This is a genomic window from Streptomyces sp. NPDC002573, assembly GCF_042889625.1.
Taxonomy (GTDB): Bacteria; Actinomycetota; Actinomycetes; order Streptomycetales; family Streptomycetaceae; genus Streptomyces; species Streptomyces gibsoniae.
In genome coordinates this window covers 19,177-35,859 of record NZ_JBIARC010000025.1, presented here as the reverse complement: position 1 = coordinate 35,859, position 16,683 = coordinate 19,177, and the positions used below count along the sequence as shown (strand labels likewise).

The window sequence follows — 16,683 nt, the reverse complement described above, 5'->3', positions numbered from 1 at the left end:
GTGGACTGCCTTTCGCTCCGGACCCCCGGCCTATCACAGCGGTCATAGTAGCGAGGTTTATGACGCCGGTCATAGAGTGGGGGGAACAAGGTGTCCAGCCCGGGAGGTCGACGATGGCCGCGTCCAAGCGCGGGCCGCGGGAGCGGATGGTCTTCAGCGCGGCCCAGCTGATCCGGCGCGACGGCGTCACGGCGACCGGTATGCGCGATGTCGCCGTCCACGCGGGGGCTCCGCGCGGCTCGCTCCAGCACTACTTCCCCGGCGGCAAGGAGCAACTCGTCAACGAGGCCGTGGACTGGGCCGGCACGTACGCGGCCCGGCGTGTCGGGCGCTTCCTCGCCCAGCTGCCCGAGCCGACGCCGAGCGGCCTGTTCGCCGCGATGGTGCGGCAGTGGACGGACGAGTACGAGTCGTCGGGGTTCGCCGGGGGCTGCCCGGTCGCCGCGGCGACCGTGGACTGCGCCCAGAGCACCGACTCCACCCGGACGGCGGCCGCGGCGGCGTTCGCCCGCTGGATCCGCCCGGTGGCCGACGCCCTCACGGACATGGGCGTCCCGGCGGACCGGACCGAGTCGCTCGCCACGCTCATGATCAGCGCGCTGGAGGGGGCCCTCCTGATCGCCCGGACCGAACGGGACGTACGCGCCCTGACGACCGTCGTACGGGAACTGGGGCCCCTGCTCGACGCGAGCGTCGTACCGGCGGCACCGGGCGGCTGACGCGGTCCTACGCCCTGCGACGCAGGAGGCATGGCCGATGGCCCGGTGATCACCGCGCTCCTAGGCTGCCGAAGGGGCCCGCTCGCGGTACGCACCCCCGCGACCCGCCGTTCGCATCCCCGTGAGGAGAACCGTCATGCCCTTCGACGCCCGCAGTCACCTCAGGATCGCCCGTCCCTCCCGGGACCTGGCCGCGGCCGAGCGGTTCTGGGCCGAGGGGCTCGGGCTGTCGGTGGTGTACCGGGCCGAGGCGGGCCCGGAGCGGGGTGAGCACGACCTGCTCATGCTCGGGCTGCCCGAGGCCGGCTGGCACCTGGAACTCGTCCACGAGGCCGGTCGGCCGGTCGAACCCCGTCCCACCGAGGAGGACCTCCTCGTCCTCTACCTCGAGGAGCCGGTCCCCGACGAACTCGTCGCCCGCCTGGAGGAGCACGGCGGCAGGCGGGTGCTCTCGCCCAACTCCTACTGGAACGAGTGGGGCGTCACGATCGAGGACCCCGACGGCTACCGGCTGGTGCTCTGCCGACGCAGCTGGTCCAACGCATAGGTACGGCGCGCCGCGCCGGGCGGACCCCGCTCTGCCGTTATCCTCCGGCCGTGATCAATGGGGCGCACATCGTGCTGTACTCCCGCGACGCCGAGGCGGACCGCGCCTTCTTCCGGGACGTCCTCGGCTGGCCGCACGTCGACGCGGGCCACGGCTGGCTCCTCTTCGAGGCACCGCCCGCCGAACTGGCCTTCCATCCGTCCGAGGGCGGGCCCTCGCACGAGCTGATGCTGATGTGCGACGACCTCGATGCCACGATGGCCGAACTCACCGAGAAGGGAGTCCGGTTCACCCAGCCCGTCACCGAGGCGCGCTGGGGCAGGGTCACCGCCTTCCGGCTGCCCGGCGGCGGAGACATCAGCCTCTACCAGCCGCTCCATCCGCTGGCGCACGGCCGCTGACCACAGGTTCCTCCGGGACCGGGGTCGGGCCGCCCCCGCACGCCGTGCTGAGGTGGTGGCGCAGTGCCTGGTGCCGGAACTGGTAGACGGGACCCACCGCCCGCAGCAGACCCAGGCGGTGCGCGTCGTCGAGGAACGGCATGAGCGGATACGGCAGTCGGCCTTGCCGGGACAGTCGGTGCGTGGCGGCCGAGAACGCCAGCCAGGCGTGGTGGCGGCCCGCGAGCAACCCGGTGGTGGCGGCGATACCGAGCCCGCCGATGGTGCCCGACAGGAGCCCGACCCCTATGCCGCGGAACAGTCCCACCCCCACCACGACCGTGAGGCCGTAGGTGAGGCCGAACACGCACGCCCGCAGCACCTCCAGGCGGCGGTCGGCGGCGAGATGGTCGAGCGGAGTCAGCGGGCCGTCATCGGCCGAGGGGCTCTCGATCCAGTCCATGAAGCCGGTGGTGAAAGCGTGGGCCAGGGCGGCCGCTACCACCACAGCGGCGAGCCGGTCGGCGGGTCGCACACCCACCAGGTACAGGAGGAACCCGAGCGGGAAGCCGACCGCGAGAGCGAAGGCGGCGTGGTCCAGCAGGGCGCGGACCAGTTTCCCGAAGCGTCCGCGCACCCGCCGTCGGGCGTAGCCCGGAACGCTGTCCGGCCAGTGGCGTGCCCCCGACCAGGCCGCCCCGCCGCAGGAGGTCCCGAACACCACGCTGCCCAGGTAGTTCCCGGAGGGGAAGAAGAGCCAGGAGGCTGTCGCGAGTGCCAGGCCCGAGAGCACGGCCACGACGACGCCGAAGGCTGCGCAGGCGCCCGGGCTGAGAGCGCCCGTGGCCCGGGCCAGCCCCCACCAGGGGAGATCGGGCCTGTCCGGGGTGAGGGACGCCAGGTAGCCCAGCCAACGGGCGATGTCCCCGGGGGCGTGTCGGCGGCGTGGCGCCGTGCGGTCGAAGGGTTCGGCACGAGGGCCGCGACGCTCGACGACGGCAGGGATCAGGGCGTCGAAGAGATGGCCGCGCAGTTCGTCCGCGTCCCGGAAGCCGTCCGGTGCGAGGAGTACGGCCGGGTCGGCGTCCTCGTAGGCGGTACGCAGGAGCCAGAGGCCGAGCGGTGACGCGGCGACCTCCGCGAGCACCGCGGCCGGTCCGTCGAGCGGGCCGGTGGTGCGCAGGGCGTCGAGGACCCGCTCCTAGGAGGGTTCCCGGTCGACGCGCAGACAGCGGTCCAGATAGTCCGCCGCGGCTTCGGGGGAGAGGCGGTCGGGCTCGACGACCAGTGCCGAGGTGAAGGGCTTCCCCGGCTTCCGTACGGCCTGCCTGTACTCGGCCGTACGACAGGTGAGGATCAGACGGACGTCCTCGGCGCAGGACCTGTTGAGCGCCTTCACCGCGGCGGTGCGGGCGGACTTCGGGAGTTCGTCGAGACCGTCCAGGACGGGCAGGACATGCCCCTGGTCCACGAGATTCCGGCAGATCGCCGACCGTTGGGCCTTCGGCGCCAGCGTCGGGTAGTCGCGCGCCAGTCGGTGGGCGACCCAGTCGTTCAGCCGCTCGAACGCCGTCGGATCCCAGTCGGCCACCGACAGCAGGACCGGGATGGGGTCGTCGGTGCCGTCCTCGGCACGCCGCTCCAGCAGCTTCCGTACGAGTTGCACCGCCAGCGTGGTCTTGCCGGAGCCCGCGTCCCCGATGATCACCAGCCGACGGCGCGTCATGCGCAGGAACTCGGTGACCAGCGGGTCGAGGTTCTGCCCGGTGAACCGTAGCTTCAGCGAGGACGGCGTCAGATTCCGCGCGTTGTCCATCAGCGTGCGGTCGGTCACGGTGTGCCAGGGCACGGCGATCGCGTCGGGATCGTCGAGTTGCAGACGGTCGACCGCCTCCTGCCGCCACTGCCGGGTCACCAGCTCCGCCAACTCCTGCCGGGCTCCGGAAAGCGCCGACGCCGCATCCAGGTGTACCCCGCCGAGGATGACCCCGGAATTGGCGAAGGCGCGGTCCCCGGCGATCGCCGGGCCGCTGTCCCGTACCTCCGCACGGCGCCGGAGGAATCTGCCGAGGAAGTTCATGTCCGCTCCCTCAGTCCCAGCGGATGCCGGAGTTGGCCTCCGAGTCCCGCGACGCGTGCGCGTCCCCGGTCCGCTCCGCGGTGATCTCACCGCTCGGGGAGCCGTCGCCCTTCGGTGCCACGACGCCGGAGTTGGCCCGGCCGCCCGGCCCGCCGGTGGCACTGCCCGTGTCGGACACCCGGATCTCCAGGCGCCGTTCCGGGTCCGGGGCTCCCGCTGGGTCCGCGGCTCCCGCGGGGTCCGTGCGGGTCCGGGCCGGTCGCGCCGGGAGCGCGGCCCAGATCCCCACGCCCACCGCGGCGACGGCCGCAAGACAGGACACCACCGACGCCACATGGTCGGCCCGGCTCCAGCGCAGCACCGCGAGCAGCACCCCCACCCCGGCCACGGCCGCGCAGCTCACGATGAGGACAAGTCGTCGTGCGTTCACCCCCCTCATCATGGTGAACGCGGCGACACGGGGCCGGGCGTTGGCCGCAACTGACCGTTTATGAGATCACGGGTGCGGCCGGTGCGCGGTCGCGTCGCGAAACCGTCCGTACTGTCAGACCGCTGTGCCCCGGCCGCCCCGCCCCGCGTTGTCCTGGAGGCCGGAAGTCAGGAGCATTCCTCGGCCGCGCCCCGGCGTTCCGGCTGTCCCTGGAACCGGCCGGTGACGCCCGCGCCGGGAGACAGCCGCAGCCGGCGGATCGGCGCGACGGCGATGAGCGCGGCGGCACAGCCCAGTCCGACCACCGCGGCGACCAGCAACGGAGGGCGCACGCCGAACGCGGTGCCGGCGGGCCCGGACAGGGTCTGACCGAGGGGGACGGCGAGGATGGAACCGGCGACCTCGTAGGCGGCCACCCGGCCCAGCCGGTCCTGCGGGATCTGGGTCTGCACCGCGGTGGCCCACTGGACGCCCCAGAAGGCCCAGCCGATCCCGCTCACCCCGTAGCCCAGCATGAGCAGCGGCAGCGCGGGGACCAGCGCCGCGGCGAGCGGCATGAGCGGGAACAGGAACATCGCGAGCCCGCCGCCGAACAGCGGGCGGGACGGGCGGATCCGCAGCGCGACCAGCCCGCCGAGGACACAGCCGGCCCCGAACGCGCCCTCGGCGTAGCCGAACGCGGCCTTGCCGTGCGCGGCGATGACGGAGGCCGCGCCGAGCGGGGCGAGCGCGTCGACGCGCTCGGCGGCGGCCCGGGCCGCCGCCTCGTCCACGTCCTGGCGGGGGACGGTCAGCCGGGCCACGGGCACCACGGGCGCGATCTCCGGCTTCCACTCCACCGAGGCGTCCTCGACCGAGGTGCGCCGCTCGTCCACGAACCGCTGGACGCACAGGTCGAAGACGACCTCCGTGCGTGCCAGCCGGCCCGCGATCTCGCGGTGCAGGAAGTCGGGGTCCTCGCGGTCGGGCGCGAGCGCGGGCGCGGTGCCCTGCGCCGGGCGCAGCAGATAGTACACCGGCCCGGCGTCGCCCCACAGGACTGCTCCCCGGCTGAAGTAGGTCTTGGTCGCCAGGGAGTTGACGGTGCGCCGGGTCGCCGCACGGATCGTGCGGCGCATACGGATCGCGGCGCCGAGGCCCACCGTCAGCGGCAGCTTCACGAACAGCCCGAACGCCTTGCGCAGCGGGGTGCCCGGCCCCCGCCATCGCCTTGGCGAACCCCACGAACTCCCGTGCGTCACGGGCGTGCGAGACCGGGTGGCTGGTCGCGAGCAGATCGTGGCTCTCGTGCTCGCCCACCCGCACCCTGACGGCCGCTCCCCGCAGGTCGGGCGCGCCGTCGCCCTGCCGTATGCCGCTCGCGTTGGAGAGCCGTACGGTCGCCGGATACTCGGCTCCGGGCCGGGCGAACCCCACGCGCAGCTCGGCCGGCAGATCGTCGTGGAAGCGCAGCCGGGCGTTCTCCACGGCGAGCGGCGCCTTGGCGTGGAAGGCGCGCGACATCCCGCCACCGGTCCGGCCGTTCCGTAGCTGGACCTCCATCAGCTCCTTGGCCAGGCGCTCGAACACCAGCCGTTCCGCCTCGGGGCTGCCGCCTTCGTACCGCTCGTACCGCTGCCCGCTTTCGGCCATCTGTCGCTTCCTTCGTGCGGATGCGTGCGCAGGGAGCCAGCACGGTATCGGCACGGCAGGGGGTGCCCACAGCGGTGGTTCCCGCCGATGTGCGCGTCTCTTCGGTTCTACGAACAATGTGGCGAACCATGGTGTATGAGCACGTCACGGTGGTGGCCGGAATCCAGTTCGGAAGCGGGGCGGCATCCCGGGCACTCCTCGGCCCTCAGCAACGACAAGGGGCCCTGGCGACGTTGGCCGAGAACGGACTGGTTCCCCTCGACGAAGAGGCCCGGGTCGCACCGTGCGCACACGCGGCGATCGCCGCGCTACGGTGTGACCCGGGCCCCAGTGGTCCGGCAGTGCCTGCCGGTGTCCGCGTGTACGACCTAGAGGTCGAACTCGTGCGGCGGCAGGTCGAGCGCGAAGCACGCCTCCCGGACCACCGCCTGCTCGTCCTTGTCGAAGTTCCCGTCGGCGCCCCCGATGACGATGCCGATCTGGATCACGGCGCGGGCCTCGGCGGGCTTCTTCTTCGCCTTGCCGATCTCCTGCAACACGCTGACCTTGCCGAAGTCGAAGTCGGTGGTCAGCTTGTTCAGATTGTCCTCGAAGCGACGGCGCAGGTCGTCGGCCGGGAAGTTCTGCAACACCTCGTTCGTGGCGATGAGCTGGGCGACGCGCTGGCGCTCGGAGGGGTCCACGGTCCCGTCCGCCGCGGCGACGAGCGCGCACATGGCCATGCTCGCGTCGCGGAACGCACCGCTCTTCAGATCGTTCTTCTTTGCCACGAGCTGGGTCTGCATCGTCGAGGCGGATTCCTTGATGCGGTCCCACAGGGCCATGGAGAACTCCCTACGTCGTCGAGGCCGGCCCGTCCCGGTGGACGGGCCATGACCTCTCATTTCTACGGCGACGTAGGAGGAAACTGACGGGATGCCGCAGAAGTTCCGCGTGCGTTCCACTCCGCGATCACGGGCCAGTCGTGCTCGGTGGAGAGCCGGCTGACCGTCGCCGTCTCCAGCTGGAGCAGCCGCCCCTCGGCGGCCGACAGGCCGAGATACCGGGCGGCCAGGACACGCAGGAAGTGACCGTGGGCCACGAGCATCACATCGCCCTCGGCGAGTGCGGGCGCGATACGGGCCAGCACCCGGTCGGCGCGCGCCGCCACCTCGTCGGGCGACTCGCCGGGATGTCCGTCCGGGCCGGGCGGCGTGCCGTCGGTCCACAGACACCACTGCGGCCGCGTGCGGTGTATCTCGACCGTGGTGATGCCCTCGTAGCCGCCGTAGTCCCACTCGTGCAGATCGGGGTCCGGTACGGCGTCGAACAGTCCGGCCAGTTCCGCCGTGCGGACCGCCCGGGCGAGCGGGCTGGCGAGGGTGAGGGCGAAGGTGCGTCCGGCGAGCAACGGGGCGAGGGACTTGGCCTGTTCCTCGCCCCGCTGGGTGAGGGGCAGATCGGTCCAGCTGGTGTGCTGTCCCGATCTGCTCCACTCGGTTTCGCCGTGGCGGACCAACAGGAGGTCGCCCATGGCTGGTTACTCCTTCGCCGACTCGACCGCGTGGCCGCCGAACTGGTTGCGCAGCGCCGCGATCATCTTCATCTGCGGGGAGTCGTCCTGACGGGAGCTGAAGCGCGCGAACAGCGAGGCGGTGATAGCCGGCAGCGGCACCGCGTTGTCGATGGCCGCCTCCACGGTCCAGCGGCCCTCGCCGGAGTCCTCGGCGTAGCCGCGCAGCTTGTCCAGGTGCTCGTCGTCGTCGAGGGCGTTGACCGCGAGGTCCAGCAGCCAGGAGCGGATGACCGTGCCCTCCTGCCAGGAGCGGAAGACCTCGCGGACGTTCTCCACCGACTTGACCTTCTCCAGCAGCTCCCAGCCCTCGGCGTAGGCCTGCATCATCGCGTACTCGATGCCGTTGTGGACCATCTTGGAGAAGTGCCCGGCGCCGACCCGGCCGGCGTGGACGTATCCGTACGGGCCCTCGGGCTTGAGCGCCTCGAAGATGGGCTGGAGGCGCTCGACGTGCTCCTTGTCGCCGCCGACCATCAGGGCGTAGCCGTTCTCCAGGCCCCAGACACCGCCGGAGACGCCCGCGTCGACGAAACCGATGCCCTTGATGCCGAGCTCGGTGGCGTGCTTCTCGTCGTCGGTCCAGCGGGAGTTGCCGCCGTCGACCACGATGTCGCCGGGCGACAGCAGGTCCTTGAGCTCGTCGATGACGGACTGGGTGGGGGAGCCGGCCGGGACCATCACCCAGATCACGCGCGGGGCTTCGAGCTTCTCCACCAGTTCGGGCAGGTGCTTGACGTCGGAGACGTCCGGGTTGCGGTCGTAGCCGACGACGGTGTGGCCCGCGCGGCGGATCCGCTCGCGCATGTTGCCGCCCATCTTGCCGAGGCCGATGAGTCCGATCTGCATGTCAGTTCACTTCTTCCTGAGCGTACGGTAAGCGGCCACGAGAGCAGTGGTGGAGGGGTCGAGGCCGGGCACCTCGGCGCCCTGGGTGAGGGCCGGTTCGACGCGCTTCGCGAGGACCTTGCCCAGCTCGACACCCCACTGGTCGAAGGAGTCGATGTTCCAGATCGCGCCCTGGACGAACACCTTGTGCTCGTAGAGGGCGATGAGCTGGCCGAGCACCGAGGGGGTCAGCTCGGTGGCGAGGATCGTGGTGGTGGGGCGATTGCCCTTGAACGTCTTGTGCGGCACCAGTTCCTCCGGGACGCCCTCGGCGCGCACCTCGTCCGGGGTCTTGCCGAAGGCCAGCGCCTGCGTCTGGGCGAAGAAGTTCGCCATCAGCAGGTCGTGCTGGGCCTCGAGGTCACCGCTCAGCTCGTCGACGGGCCGGGCGAAGCCGATGAAGTCCGCCGGGATGAGCTTGGTGCCCTGGTGGATGAGCTGGTAGTAGGCGTGCTGGCCGTTGGTGCCGGGGGTGCCCCAGACCACCGGGCCGGTCTGCCACTCCACCGGGTGCCCGTCGCGGTCCACCGACTTGCCGTCGGACTCCATGTCCAACTGCTGGAGGTAGGCGGTGAACTTGGACAGATAGTGGCTGTACGGCAGCACCGCGTGGGTCTGGGCGTCGAAGAAGTTGTTGTACCAGACACCCAGCAGACCGAGCAGCAGCGGCGCGTTGGCCTCGGCGGGAGCGTTCTTGAAGTGCTCGTCGACGAGTCGGAAGCCGTCGAGCATCTCCCGGAAGCGGTCCGGGCCGATGGCGATCATCAGGGACAGGCCGATCGCCGAGTCGTAGGAGTAACGGCCGCCCACCCAGTCCCAGAACTCGAACATGTTGTCGGGGTCGATGCCGAACTCGGTGACCTTCCCGGCGTTCGTGGACAGCGCCACGAAGTGCCGGGCGACCGCCTTCTCGTCGCCCGCGAACTCAGCGAGCAACCAGGACCTGGCCGAGGTCGCGTTCGTGATCGTCTCGATCGTGGTGAACGTCTTGGACGCGACGATGAACAGCGTCTCCGCCGGGTCCAGGTCCCGGACCGCCTCGTGCAGATCGGCCCCGTCGACGTTGGAGACGAAGCGGAACGTCAACTCACGTGCGGTGTACGGGCGCAGCGCCTCGTACGCCATCGCCGGGCCCAGGTCCGAGCCACCGATGCCGATGTTGACGACGTTCCTGATGCGCTTGCCGGTGTGGCCCGTCCACTCACCCGAGCGGACCCGGTCCGCGAACGCGGCCATCTTGTCGAGGACGGCGTGGACCTCGGCCACCACGTTCTCGCCGTCGACCTCGATCACCGCGTCCCGCGAGGCGCGCAGCGCGGTGTGCAGCACGGCCCGGCGCTCGGTGACATTGATCCTCTCGCCCCGGAACATGGCGTCCCTGAGACCGAACACGTCGGTGGCGGTGGCCAGTTCCTGGAGCAGGGCGAGGGTCTCGTCGGTGATCAGGTGCTTGGAGTAGTCGATGAGCAGATCGCCGACGCGCACGGTGTAGCGCTCGGCCCGCCCGGGGTCCTGCTCGAAGAAGGCGCGCAGGTCGGGGTGGAGGAGCGGGCCCCCGCGATGGTCCTCCAGGGCCGTCCACTCGGGGCGTCGGGTGAGCCTGGGGCTGTCAGTCATGGCTGGCGTTCTCCTTGGCGCCCTCGCCGCGCAGGGCGATGGCGTACATCTCGTCCGCGTCGAGGCGGCGCAGCTCCTCGGCGATCAGTTCGGAGGTGGGGCGCACCTTCAGCGCGAGGGTGCGCGAGGGCTGTCCCGGCAGGGTCAGGGTGGCCAGCGGGCCGTCGGGGCGGTCGATGACGATCTCGCCCTTCTCGGTGCCCAGCCGCACGGTCGTGATGACCGGTCCGGCGGTGACGATCCGCTCCACCGGCACCCTCAGCCGGCTGCCCAGCCAGCGGGCCAGCAGCTCGGAGCTGGGGTTCTCCGCCTCGCTCTCGATCGCCGCGTAGGTCACCTTGGTCCGTGCCTGGTCCAGGGCGGCGGCCAGCATCGACCGCCAGAGGGTGAGCCGGGTCCAGGCCAGGTCGGTGTCGCCGGGCGCGTAGGAGGCGACGCGCGCCTGCAGGGCCTCGAGCGGGTGCTCCACGGCGTACATGTCGGTGATCCGGCGCTGCGCGAGGGCGCCCAGCGGGTCCTGCGCGGGGTTGTCCGGCGCGTCCACCGGCCACCACACGACGACCGGAGCGTCGGGCAGCAGCAGGGGCAGGACCACCGAGTCGGCGTGGTCGGACACCTCGCCGTACAGGCGCAGCACGACCGTCTCGCCGGTGCCCGCCTCCGAGCCCACCCGGATCTCGGCGTCGAGCCGGGAGGCGGTGCGGTCCCGGGGGGTGCGGGCGTGCCGCTTGATGACCACCAGGGTGCGCGAGGGGTGCTCGCGCGAGGCGTCCTCGGCCGCCTTGACCGAGTCGTAGGCGTTCTCCTCGTCGGTCACGATGACCATGGTCAGCACCATGCCCACGGCGGGAGTGCCGATCGCGCGGCGGCCCTGCACCAGCGCCTTGTTGATCTTGCTTGCCGTGGTGTCGGTCAGGTCGATCTTCATGGCCTGCGCCAGCTCCGTCCGTCTCGTGCGAGCATCTCTTCGGCTTCCTTCGGACCCCAGCTGCCCGAGGGGTACTGTGCGGGTTTGCCGTGCTTGTCCCAGTACTCCTCGATCGGGTCGAGGATCTTCCAGGACTCCTCCACCTCCTCGGTACGGGGGAAGAGGTTGGCGTCGCCCAGCAGTACGTCCAGGATCAGCCGTTCGTACGCCTCCGGGCTGGACTCCGTGAACGACTCGCCGTAGGCGAAGTCCATGGACACGTCCCGGATCTCCATCGAGGTACCCGGCACCTTGGAGCCGAAGCGCACGGTCATGCCCTCGTCCGGCTGGACGCGGATGACGATCGCGTTCTGCCCGAGTTCCTCGGTGGCGGTGGTGTCGAAGGGGGAGTGCGGGGCGCGCTGGAAGACCACCGCGATCTCGGTGACCCGGCGGCCCAGCCGCTTGCCGGTCCGCAGATAGAAGGGGACGCCCGCCCAGCGGCGGTTGTCGATCTCCAGCTTGACAGCCGCGTAGGTGTCGGTCTTCGACTGCGGATCGATGCCCTCCTCCTGGAGGTACCCGACGACCTTCTCGCCACCCTGCCAGGCGCCCGCGTACTGGCCGCGCACGGTGTGCCGGCCGAGTTCCTCCGGCAGCCGCACCGACTTCAGCACCTTCAGCTTCTCGGTGAGCAGCGCCTCCGCGTCGAAGGCGATGGGCTCCTCCATGGCCGTCAGCGCCATCAGCTGGAGCAGGTGGTTCTGGATGACGTCACGGGCGGCGCCGATGCCGTCGTAGTAGCCGGCCCGGCCGCCGATACCGATGTCCTCCGCCATCGTGATCTGGACGTGGTCGACGTACGACCGGTTCCAGATCGGCTCGTACATCTGGTTGGCGAAGCGCAGCGCCAGGATGTTCTGGACGGTCTCCTTGCCCAGGTAGTGGTCGATCCGGAACACCTGGTCCGGCTCGAACACGTCGTGCACGATGGCGTTCAGCTCGCGGGCGCTGGCCAGGTCGTGGCCGAACGGCTTCTCGATGACCGCGCGCCGCCAGGAGCCCTCCGGGGCGTCCGCCAGCCCGTGCTTCTTCAGCTGCTGGACGACCTTCGGGAAGAACTTCGGCGGTACGGAGAGATAGAACGCGTAGTTGCCGCTGGTGCCCCGGGACGCGTCCAACTCGTCAACGGCGGCCCGCAGTTGCTTGAACGCGGTGTCGTCGTCGAAGTCGCCGGGGACGAACCGCATCCCCTCCGCGAGCTGCTGCCACACCTCCTCGCGGAACTCCGTACGGGCGTGCTCGCGCACGGCGTCGTGCACCACCTGGGCGAAGTCCTGGTCGGCCCAGTCGCGACGGGCGAAACCGACCAGCGAGAAGCCCGGCGGCAGCAGACCACGGTTGGCGAGGTCGTAGACGGCCGGCATCAGCTTCTTGCGGGACAGGTCACCGGTGACGCCGAAGATGACCAGACCGGACGGACCGGCCACCCGGGGCAGCCTGCGGTCGCGGGGGTCGCGCAGGGGGTTGTCCCAGTCGGCCACCGGTACGGGACCGCCGGTCTTCCCGGCCGGGGCGGCGGTCTTCTCGGCCGCCGCGGCCTCCTCGGCGTTCTTCACGGCCGAGGACGCCTTCGTCTCGCGACGCTTGCTCATGCTGCGTCAACCCCCTTGCTGTTCAGCGATGTCGTGACGGCGTCCAGCAGGTCCTGCCAGGCCACCTCGAACTTGGCGACGCCCTCGTCCTCGAGCTGCTTGACGACCTCGTCGTACGAGATGCCGAGCCGCTCCACGGCCGCGAGGTCCGCGCGGGCCTGCGCATAGCCGCCGGTCACCGTGTCGCCCAGGATGTCGCCGTGGTCGGCGGTGGCGTCGAGGGTCGCCTCCGGCATGGTGTTCACCGTGCCCGGCGCGACCAGTTCGTCGACGTACAGCGTGTCCTTGTACGCCGGGTCCTTCACGCCGGTCGAGGCCCACAGCGGGCGCTGCTTGTCGGCGCCGGCACCGGCGAGGGCGAGCCAGCGCTCACCGGCGAAGACCTCCTCGTACGCCTCGTAGGCGAGCCGCGCGTTGGCGAGCGCCGCCCGGCCCTTGAGCGCGAGCGCCTCGTCCGTGCCCAACTTCGTCAGGCGCTTGTCGATCTCGCTGTCGACGCGGGAGACGAAGAAGGAGGCCACGGAGTGGATGGCGGACAGGTCGAGCCCGGCGGCCCTGGCCTTCTCCAGGCCGGCCAGATAGGCGTCCATGACCTGGCGGTAGCGCTCCAGCGAGAAGATCAGCGTCACGTTGACGCTGATGCCCTGCCCGATGACCTCGGTGATGGCGGGCAGACCGGCCTCGGTCGCCGGGATCTTGATCATCACGTTGGGGCGGTCGACGAGCCAGGCGAGCTGCCTGGCCTCCGCGACGGTCGCCCGGGTGCGGTGGGCGAGCCGCGGGTCGACCTCGATGGAGACCCGGCCGTCCCGGCCGTCCGTGGCGTCGTACACGGGCCGCAGTATGTCAGCGGCGGCACGGACGTCGGCGGTGGTCATCATGCGCACGGCCTCCTCGACCGTCACGCCGCGCTCCGCCAGGTCGGCGAGCTGCTCCTCGTAGCCCTCCCCGGAGCCGATGGCCGCCTGGAAGATGGAGGGGTTGGTGGTGACGCCCACCACGTGCTTCGTGGCGAGGAGTTCGGCGAGATTGCCGGAGGCGATCCGCTTGCGGGACAGGTCGTCCAGCCAGATCGACACGCCCGCGTCGGACAGGCGCTGCAGAGGCTCCGCGGCTGCGGTTGCTTCGGTCACTATGATCATCTTCCTTCGTGCGATCGGATCAACCGCGAACGGCGGCGAGGGATTCCCGCGCGGCGGCGGCCACGTTGTCGGCCGTGAAGCCGAACTCTGCGAACAAGGTCCTGGCGTCGGCGGAGGCACCGAAGTGCTCCAGGGAGACGATGCGTCCACGGTCACCGACGTAGCGGTACCAGGTCAGGGCGATACCCGCCTCGACCGCCACGCGCGCCTTCACGGACGGCGGAAGGACGTGCTCGCGGTACTCGGCGGACTGCTCCTCGAACCACTCCACGGACGGCATCGACACCACCCGGGTGCCCACGCCCTCGGCCTCCAGCTGCTCGCGCGCGGCGACCGCGAGCTGCACCTCGGAGCCGGTGGCGATCAGGATCACGTCCGGGGTGCCGGTGGAGGACTCCCGCAGGATGTAACCGCCCTTGGCCGCCTCGGGGTTGGGGGCGTACGTCGGCACGCCCTGGCGGGTGAGCGCGAGACCGTGCGGAGCCGGTGCGGTGGAGTGCCGGCGGAGGATCTCGGCCCAGGCGATCGCGGTCTCGTTGGCGTCGGCCGGGCGGACGAGGTTCAGACCCGGGATGGCGCGCAGGCTGGCCAGGTGCTCGACGGGCTGGTGGGTCGGGCCGTCCTCGCCCAGACCGATGGAGTCGTGCGTCCACACATAGGTGACGGGGAGCTGCATCAGGGCCGACAGGCGCACGGCGTTGCGCATGTAGTCGGAGAAGACGAGGAAGGTGCCGCCGTAGATACGGGTGTTGCCGTGCAGGGCGATGCCGTTCATCTCCGCGGCCATGGAGTGCTCGCGGATACCGAAGTGGATCGTGCGCCCGTACGGGTTCGCCTCCGGCAGCGGGTTGCCCTTGGGCAGGAAGGAGCTGTTCTTGTCGATGGTGGTGTTGTTGGAGCCGGCCAGGTCGGCCGAGCCGCCCCACAGTTCCGGCAGGACCGCGCCGAGCGCCTGCAGCACCTTGCCGGAGGCGGCACGGGTGGCCACCGCCTTGCCCTCCTCGAAGACCGGCAGCGCGTCCTCCCAGCCCTCCGGGAGCTGACCGGCAACGACACGGTCGAGCAGCTTCGCGCGCTCCGGCTGGGCCGTGCGCCACTCGGCGATCCGCTTGTCCCAGGCGGCGTGCGCCTCGGCACCGCGGTCGAGGGCCCGGCGGGCGTGGGCGAGGACCTCGTCGGACACCTCGAAGGACTTTTCGGGGTCGAAGCCGAGGATGCGCTTGGTGGCCGCGACCTCGTCCGTGCCCAGCACCGAGCCGTGCGCGGCCTCGGTGTTCCGGGCGTTCGGCGCGGGCCAGGCGATGATCGTGCGCATGGCGATGATCGAGGGGCGCTCGGTCTCGGCCTGCGCCGTCTTGAGCGCCGCGTACAGCGCGTGGACGTCGATGTCACCGCTCTCTGCGGGCTCGATGCGCTGCACGTGCCAGCCGTAGGCCTCGTACCGCTTGAGCACGTCCTCGGAGAAGGCGGTCGCGGTGTCGCCCTCGATGGAGATGTGGTTGTCGTCGTAGACGAAGACCAGGCTGCCGAGCTTCTGGTGGCCGGCGAGCGAGGACGCCTCGGCGGAGATGCCCTCCTCCAGGTCGCCGTCGGAGACGATCGCCCAGATCGTGTGGTCGAAGGGGGAGGTGCCCTCGGGGGCCTCGGGGTCGAACAGGCCGCGCTCGTAGCGGGCGGCCATCGCCATGCCCACCGCGTTGGCCACGCCCTGGCCCAGGGGGCCCGTGGTGGTCTCGACACCGGCCGTGTGGCCGTACTCGGGGTGACCGGGCGTCTTGGAGCCGTGGGTGCGGAACGCCTTCAGGTCGTCCAGCTCCAGTTCGTAGCCGGAGAGGAAGAGCTGGGTGTAGAGAGTGAGCGAGGTGTGCCCGGGCGAGAGGACGAAGCGGTCACGGCCGGTCCACTCGGGGTCCGCCGGGTCGTGCCTCATCACCTTTTGAAAGATCGTGTACGCGGCGGGCGCCAGACTCATCGCGGTGCCCGGGTGGCCGTTGCCGACCTTCTGTACGGCGTCGGCGGCAAGAACACGGGCTGTGTCGACGGCTCGCCGGTCGAGGTCGGTCCATTCGAATCCGTCTGCGCTCTGCGCACTCATCTTCAAGAAGTCCTCACTGGATGCATGATCTCTGGCGGAACGTCGTCAAACTTAAAAGTCTGACTTTTGCGGGGGAAGGTGTGCCTGTGTCAGCCTTCGGTGAAAGTGGGACATCGACAGCGGTAACCGAGGCGGCACGAGACGGACATGGCGGACATAACCACACAAGACGGGGGCGGGATCAGGACGTATCCGTTCCCGGTCGACCTGAGCGTCTGCGGTGTCGGCCTACAGGTGGGTCCGATGGAGCCCGGCCGTATCTGGCACGAGGACGCGCCGCTGGACCGCGTCCACCGCATCGACTTCCATGTGGTGATGTTCTTCAACGGCGGCCCCGTGTCGCACATGGTGGACTTCGCCGAGTACCGGCCGAGCGCCGGTGACGTTCTGTGGATACGCCCCGGCCAGATCCACCGCTTCTCCCGGACGAGCGAGTACCGCGGCACCGTGCTGACCATGCAGCCCGGTTTTCTCCCGCGCGCCACCGTGGAGGCCACGGGCCTGTACCGCTACGACCTGCCGCCGCTGCTGCACCCCGACCCGGAGCAGCTCGCCGGGCTCCGCGCCTCCCTGGAACAGCTGCAACGCGAGTACGAGGACGCGACCACCCTGCCGGTGAGTCTGCACACGGCGGTGCTGCGCCACTCCCTGACCGCGTTCCTGCTGCGGCTCGGGCATCTCGCGGCCAGCTCCGCCGAGGCGGCGCGCGACCAGGCCGACACCACCTTCACCCGGTTCCGGGACGCCGTCGAGCAGGACTTCGCCACCAACCACAGCGTCAGCGCCTACGCCGACGCCCTCGGCTACTCCCGGCGCACCCTGGTGCGCGCCGTCCGCGCCGCCACCGGCGAGACCCCCAAGGGCTTCATCGACAAGCGGGTGGTCCTGGAGGCCAAGCGCCTGCTCGCGCACACCGACCTGCCGATCGGCCGTGTGGGCGCCGCCGTCGGCTTCCCCGACCCGGCGAACTTCTCCAAGTTCTTCCATCAGCACACCGACACGACACCGGCGGCGTTCCGGGCCGAGTTGAGATGACACA

At 70.8% G+C, this 16,683-nt stretch carries 16 protein-coding genes; 4 read left to right on the top strand and 12 right to left on the bottom strand.

The annotated features are described in order from the left end of the window. Positions 1 to 113 precede the first annotated feature (113 nt). From ACFYX0_RS23310 to ACFYX0_RS23300, 3 genes are all read left to right on the top strand, one after another. Positions 114 to 719, top strand: a complete 606-nt coding sequence (locus ACFYX0_RS23310; protein ID WP_388972811.1) for a TetR/AcrR family transcriptional regulator — start codon at positions 114 to 116, stop codon at positions 717 to 719. Between the two features lie 136 nt (positions 720 to 855). Next, on the top strand, positions 856 to 1,266 hold the full coding sequence (locus tag ACFYX0_RS23305; RefSeq protein WP_388972809.1) for a VOC family protein: 411 nt from the start codon (positions 856 to 858) through the stop codon (positions 1,264 to 1,266). 50 nt (positions 1,267 to 1,316) lie between these two features. After that, a complete protein-coding gene (locus ACFYX0_RS23300; RefSeq protein ID WP_355911034.1) occupies positions 1,317 to 1,667 on the top strand; it encodes a VOC family protein in 351 nt (116 codons plus the stop codon). On the opposite strand, the gene ACFYX0_RS23295 is transcribed toward ACFYX0_RS23300, so the two are convergent. The 12 genes from ACFYX0_RS23295 to tkt form a co-directional block, all read right to left on the bottom strand. Then, positions 1,624 to 2,793 carry a hypothetical protein gene (locus tag ACFYX0_RS23295; protein WP_388972807.1) on the bottom strand — a complete coding sequence of 390 codons (1,170 nt, stop codon included), beginning with the start codon at positions 2,791 to 2,793 and terminating at the stop codon, positions 1,624 to 1,626. The genes ACFYX0_RS23300 and ACFYX0_RS23295 overlap by 44 nt on opposite strands. Positions 2,794 to 2,847: 54 nt before the next feature. Further along, positions 2,848 to 3,726: an NACHT domain-containing protein gene (locus ACFYX0_RS23290; RefSeq protein WP_388972805.1), complete on the bottom strand. Its 879-nt coding sequence runs from the start codon at positions 3,724 to 3,726 to the stop codon at positions 2,848 to 2,850. 10 nt (positions 3,727 to 3,736) lie between these two features. Further along, on the bottom strand, positions 3,737 to 4,156 hold the full coding sequence (locus ACFYX0_RS23285; RefSeq protein WP_388972803.1) for a hypothetical protein: 420 nt from the start codon (positions 4,154 to 4,156) through the stop codon (positions 3,737 to 3,739). A 167-nt stretch (positions 4,157 to 4,323) separates the two neighbouring features. Continuing rightward, positions 4,324 to 5,397: a hypothetical protein gene (locus ACFYX0_RS23280; protein ID WP_388972802.1), complete on the bottom strand. Its 1,074-nt coding sequence runs from the start codon at positions 5,395 to 5,397 to the stop codon at positions 4,324 to 4,326. Positions 5,398 to 6,156: 759 nt separating this feature from the next. Then, positions 6,157 to 6,612, bottom strand: a complete 456-nt coding sequence (locus tag ACFYX0_RS23275; RefSeq protein ID WP_311694037.1) for a TerB family tellurite resistance protein — start codon at positions 6,610 to 6,612, stop codon at positions 6,157 to 6,159. Between the two features lie 62 nt (positions 6,613 to 6,674). Continuing rightward, positions 6,675 to 7,301: a histidine phosphatase family protein gene (locus ACFYX0_RS23270; RefSeq protein ID WP_388972800.1), complete on the bottom strand. Its 627-nt coding sequence runs from the start codon at positions 7,299 to 7,301 to the stop codon at positions 6,675 to 6,677. A 6-nt stretch (positions 7,302 to 7,307) separates the two neighbouring features. After that, positions 7,308 to 8,189 carry a phosphogluconate dehydrogenase (NAD(+)-dependent, decarboxylating) gene (gene gnd, locus ACFYX0_RS23265; RefSeq protein ID WP_388972798.1) on the bottom strand — a complete coding sequence of 294 codons (882 nt, stop codon included), beginning with the start codon at positions 8,187 to 8,189 and terminating at the stop codon, positions 7,308 to 7,310. A 6-nt stretch (positions 8,190 to 8,195) separates the two neighbouring features. Beyond that, entirely contained in the window at positions 8,196 to 9,845 is a 1,650-nt protein-coding gene (pgi, locus tag ACFYX0_RS23260) for a glucose-6-phosphate isomerase (protein WP_388972796.1), read from the bottom strand. After that, positions 9,838 to 10,773: a glucose-6-phosphate dehydrogenase assembly protein OpcA gene (opcA, locus tag ACFYX0_RS23255; protein ID WP_355911009.1), complete on the bottom strand. Its 936-nt coding sequence runs from the start codon at positions 10,771 to 10,773 to the stop codon at positions 9,838 to 9,840. The genes pgi and opcA overlap by 8 nt, the downstream gene beginning before the upstream one ends. Beyond that, positions 10,770 to 12,407, bottom strand: coding sequence for a glucose-6-phosphate dehydrogenase (gene zwf, locus ACFYX0_RS23250; RefSeq protein WP_388972794.1), 1,638 nt, complete (start codon positions 12,405 to 12,407; stop codon positions 10,770 to 10,772). Before zwf ends, opcA begins: the two co-directional genes overlap by 4 nt. Then, positions 12,404 to 13,549, bottom strand: coding sequence for a transaldolase (gene tal, locus ACFYX0_RS23245; protein WP_388972792.1), 1,146 nt, complete (start codon positions 13,547 to 13,549; stop codon positions 12,404 to 12,406). Before tal ends, zwf begins: the two co-directional genes overlap by 4 nt. 19 nt (positions 13,550 to 13,568) lie before the next feature. Then, a complete protein-coding gene (gene tkt, locus ACFYX0_RS23240) occupies positions 13,569 to 15,644 on the bottom strand; it encodes a transketolase (protein WP_388972790.1) in 2,076 nt (691 codons plus the stop codon). A gap of 147 nt (positions 15,645 to 15,791) precedes the next feature. On the opposite strand from tkt, the gene ACFYX0_RS23235 reads away from it, so the two are divergent. Beyond that, positions 15,792 to 16,679 carry a helix-turn-helix domain-containing protein gene (locus ACFYX0_RS23235; protein ID WP_388972788.1) on the top strand — a complete coding sequence of 296 codons (888 nt, stop codon included), beginning with the start codon at positions 15,792 to 15,794 and terminating at the stop codon, positions 16,677 to 16,679. Positions 16,680 to 16,683 lie beyond the last annotated feature (4 nt).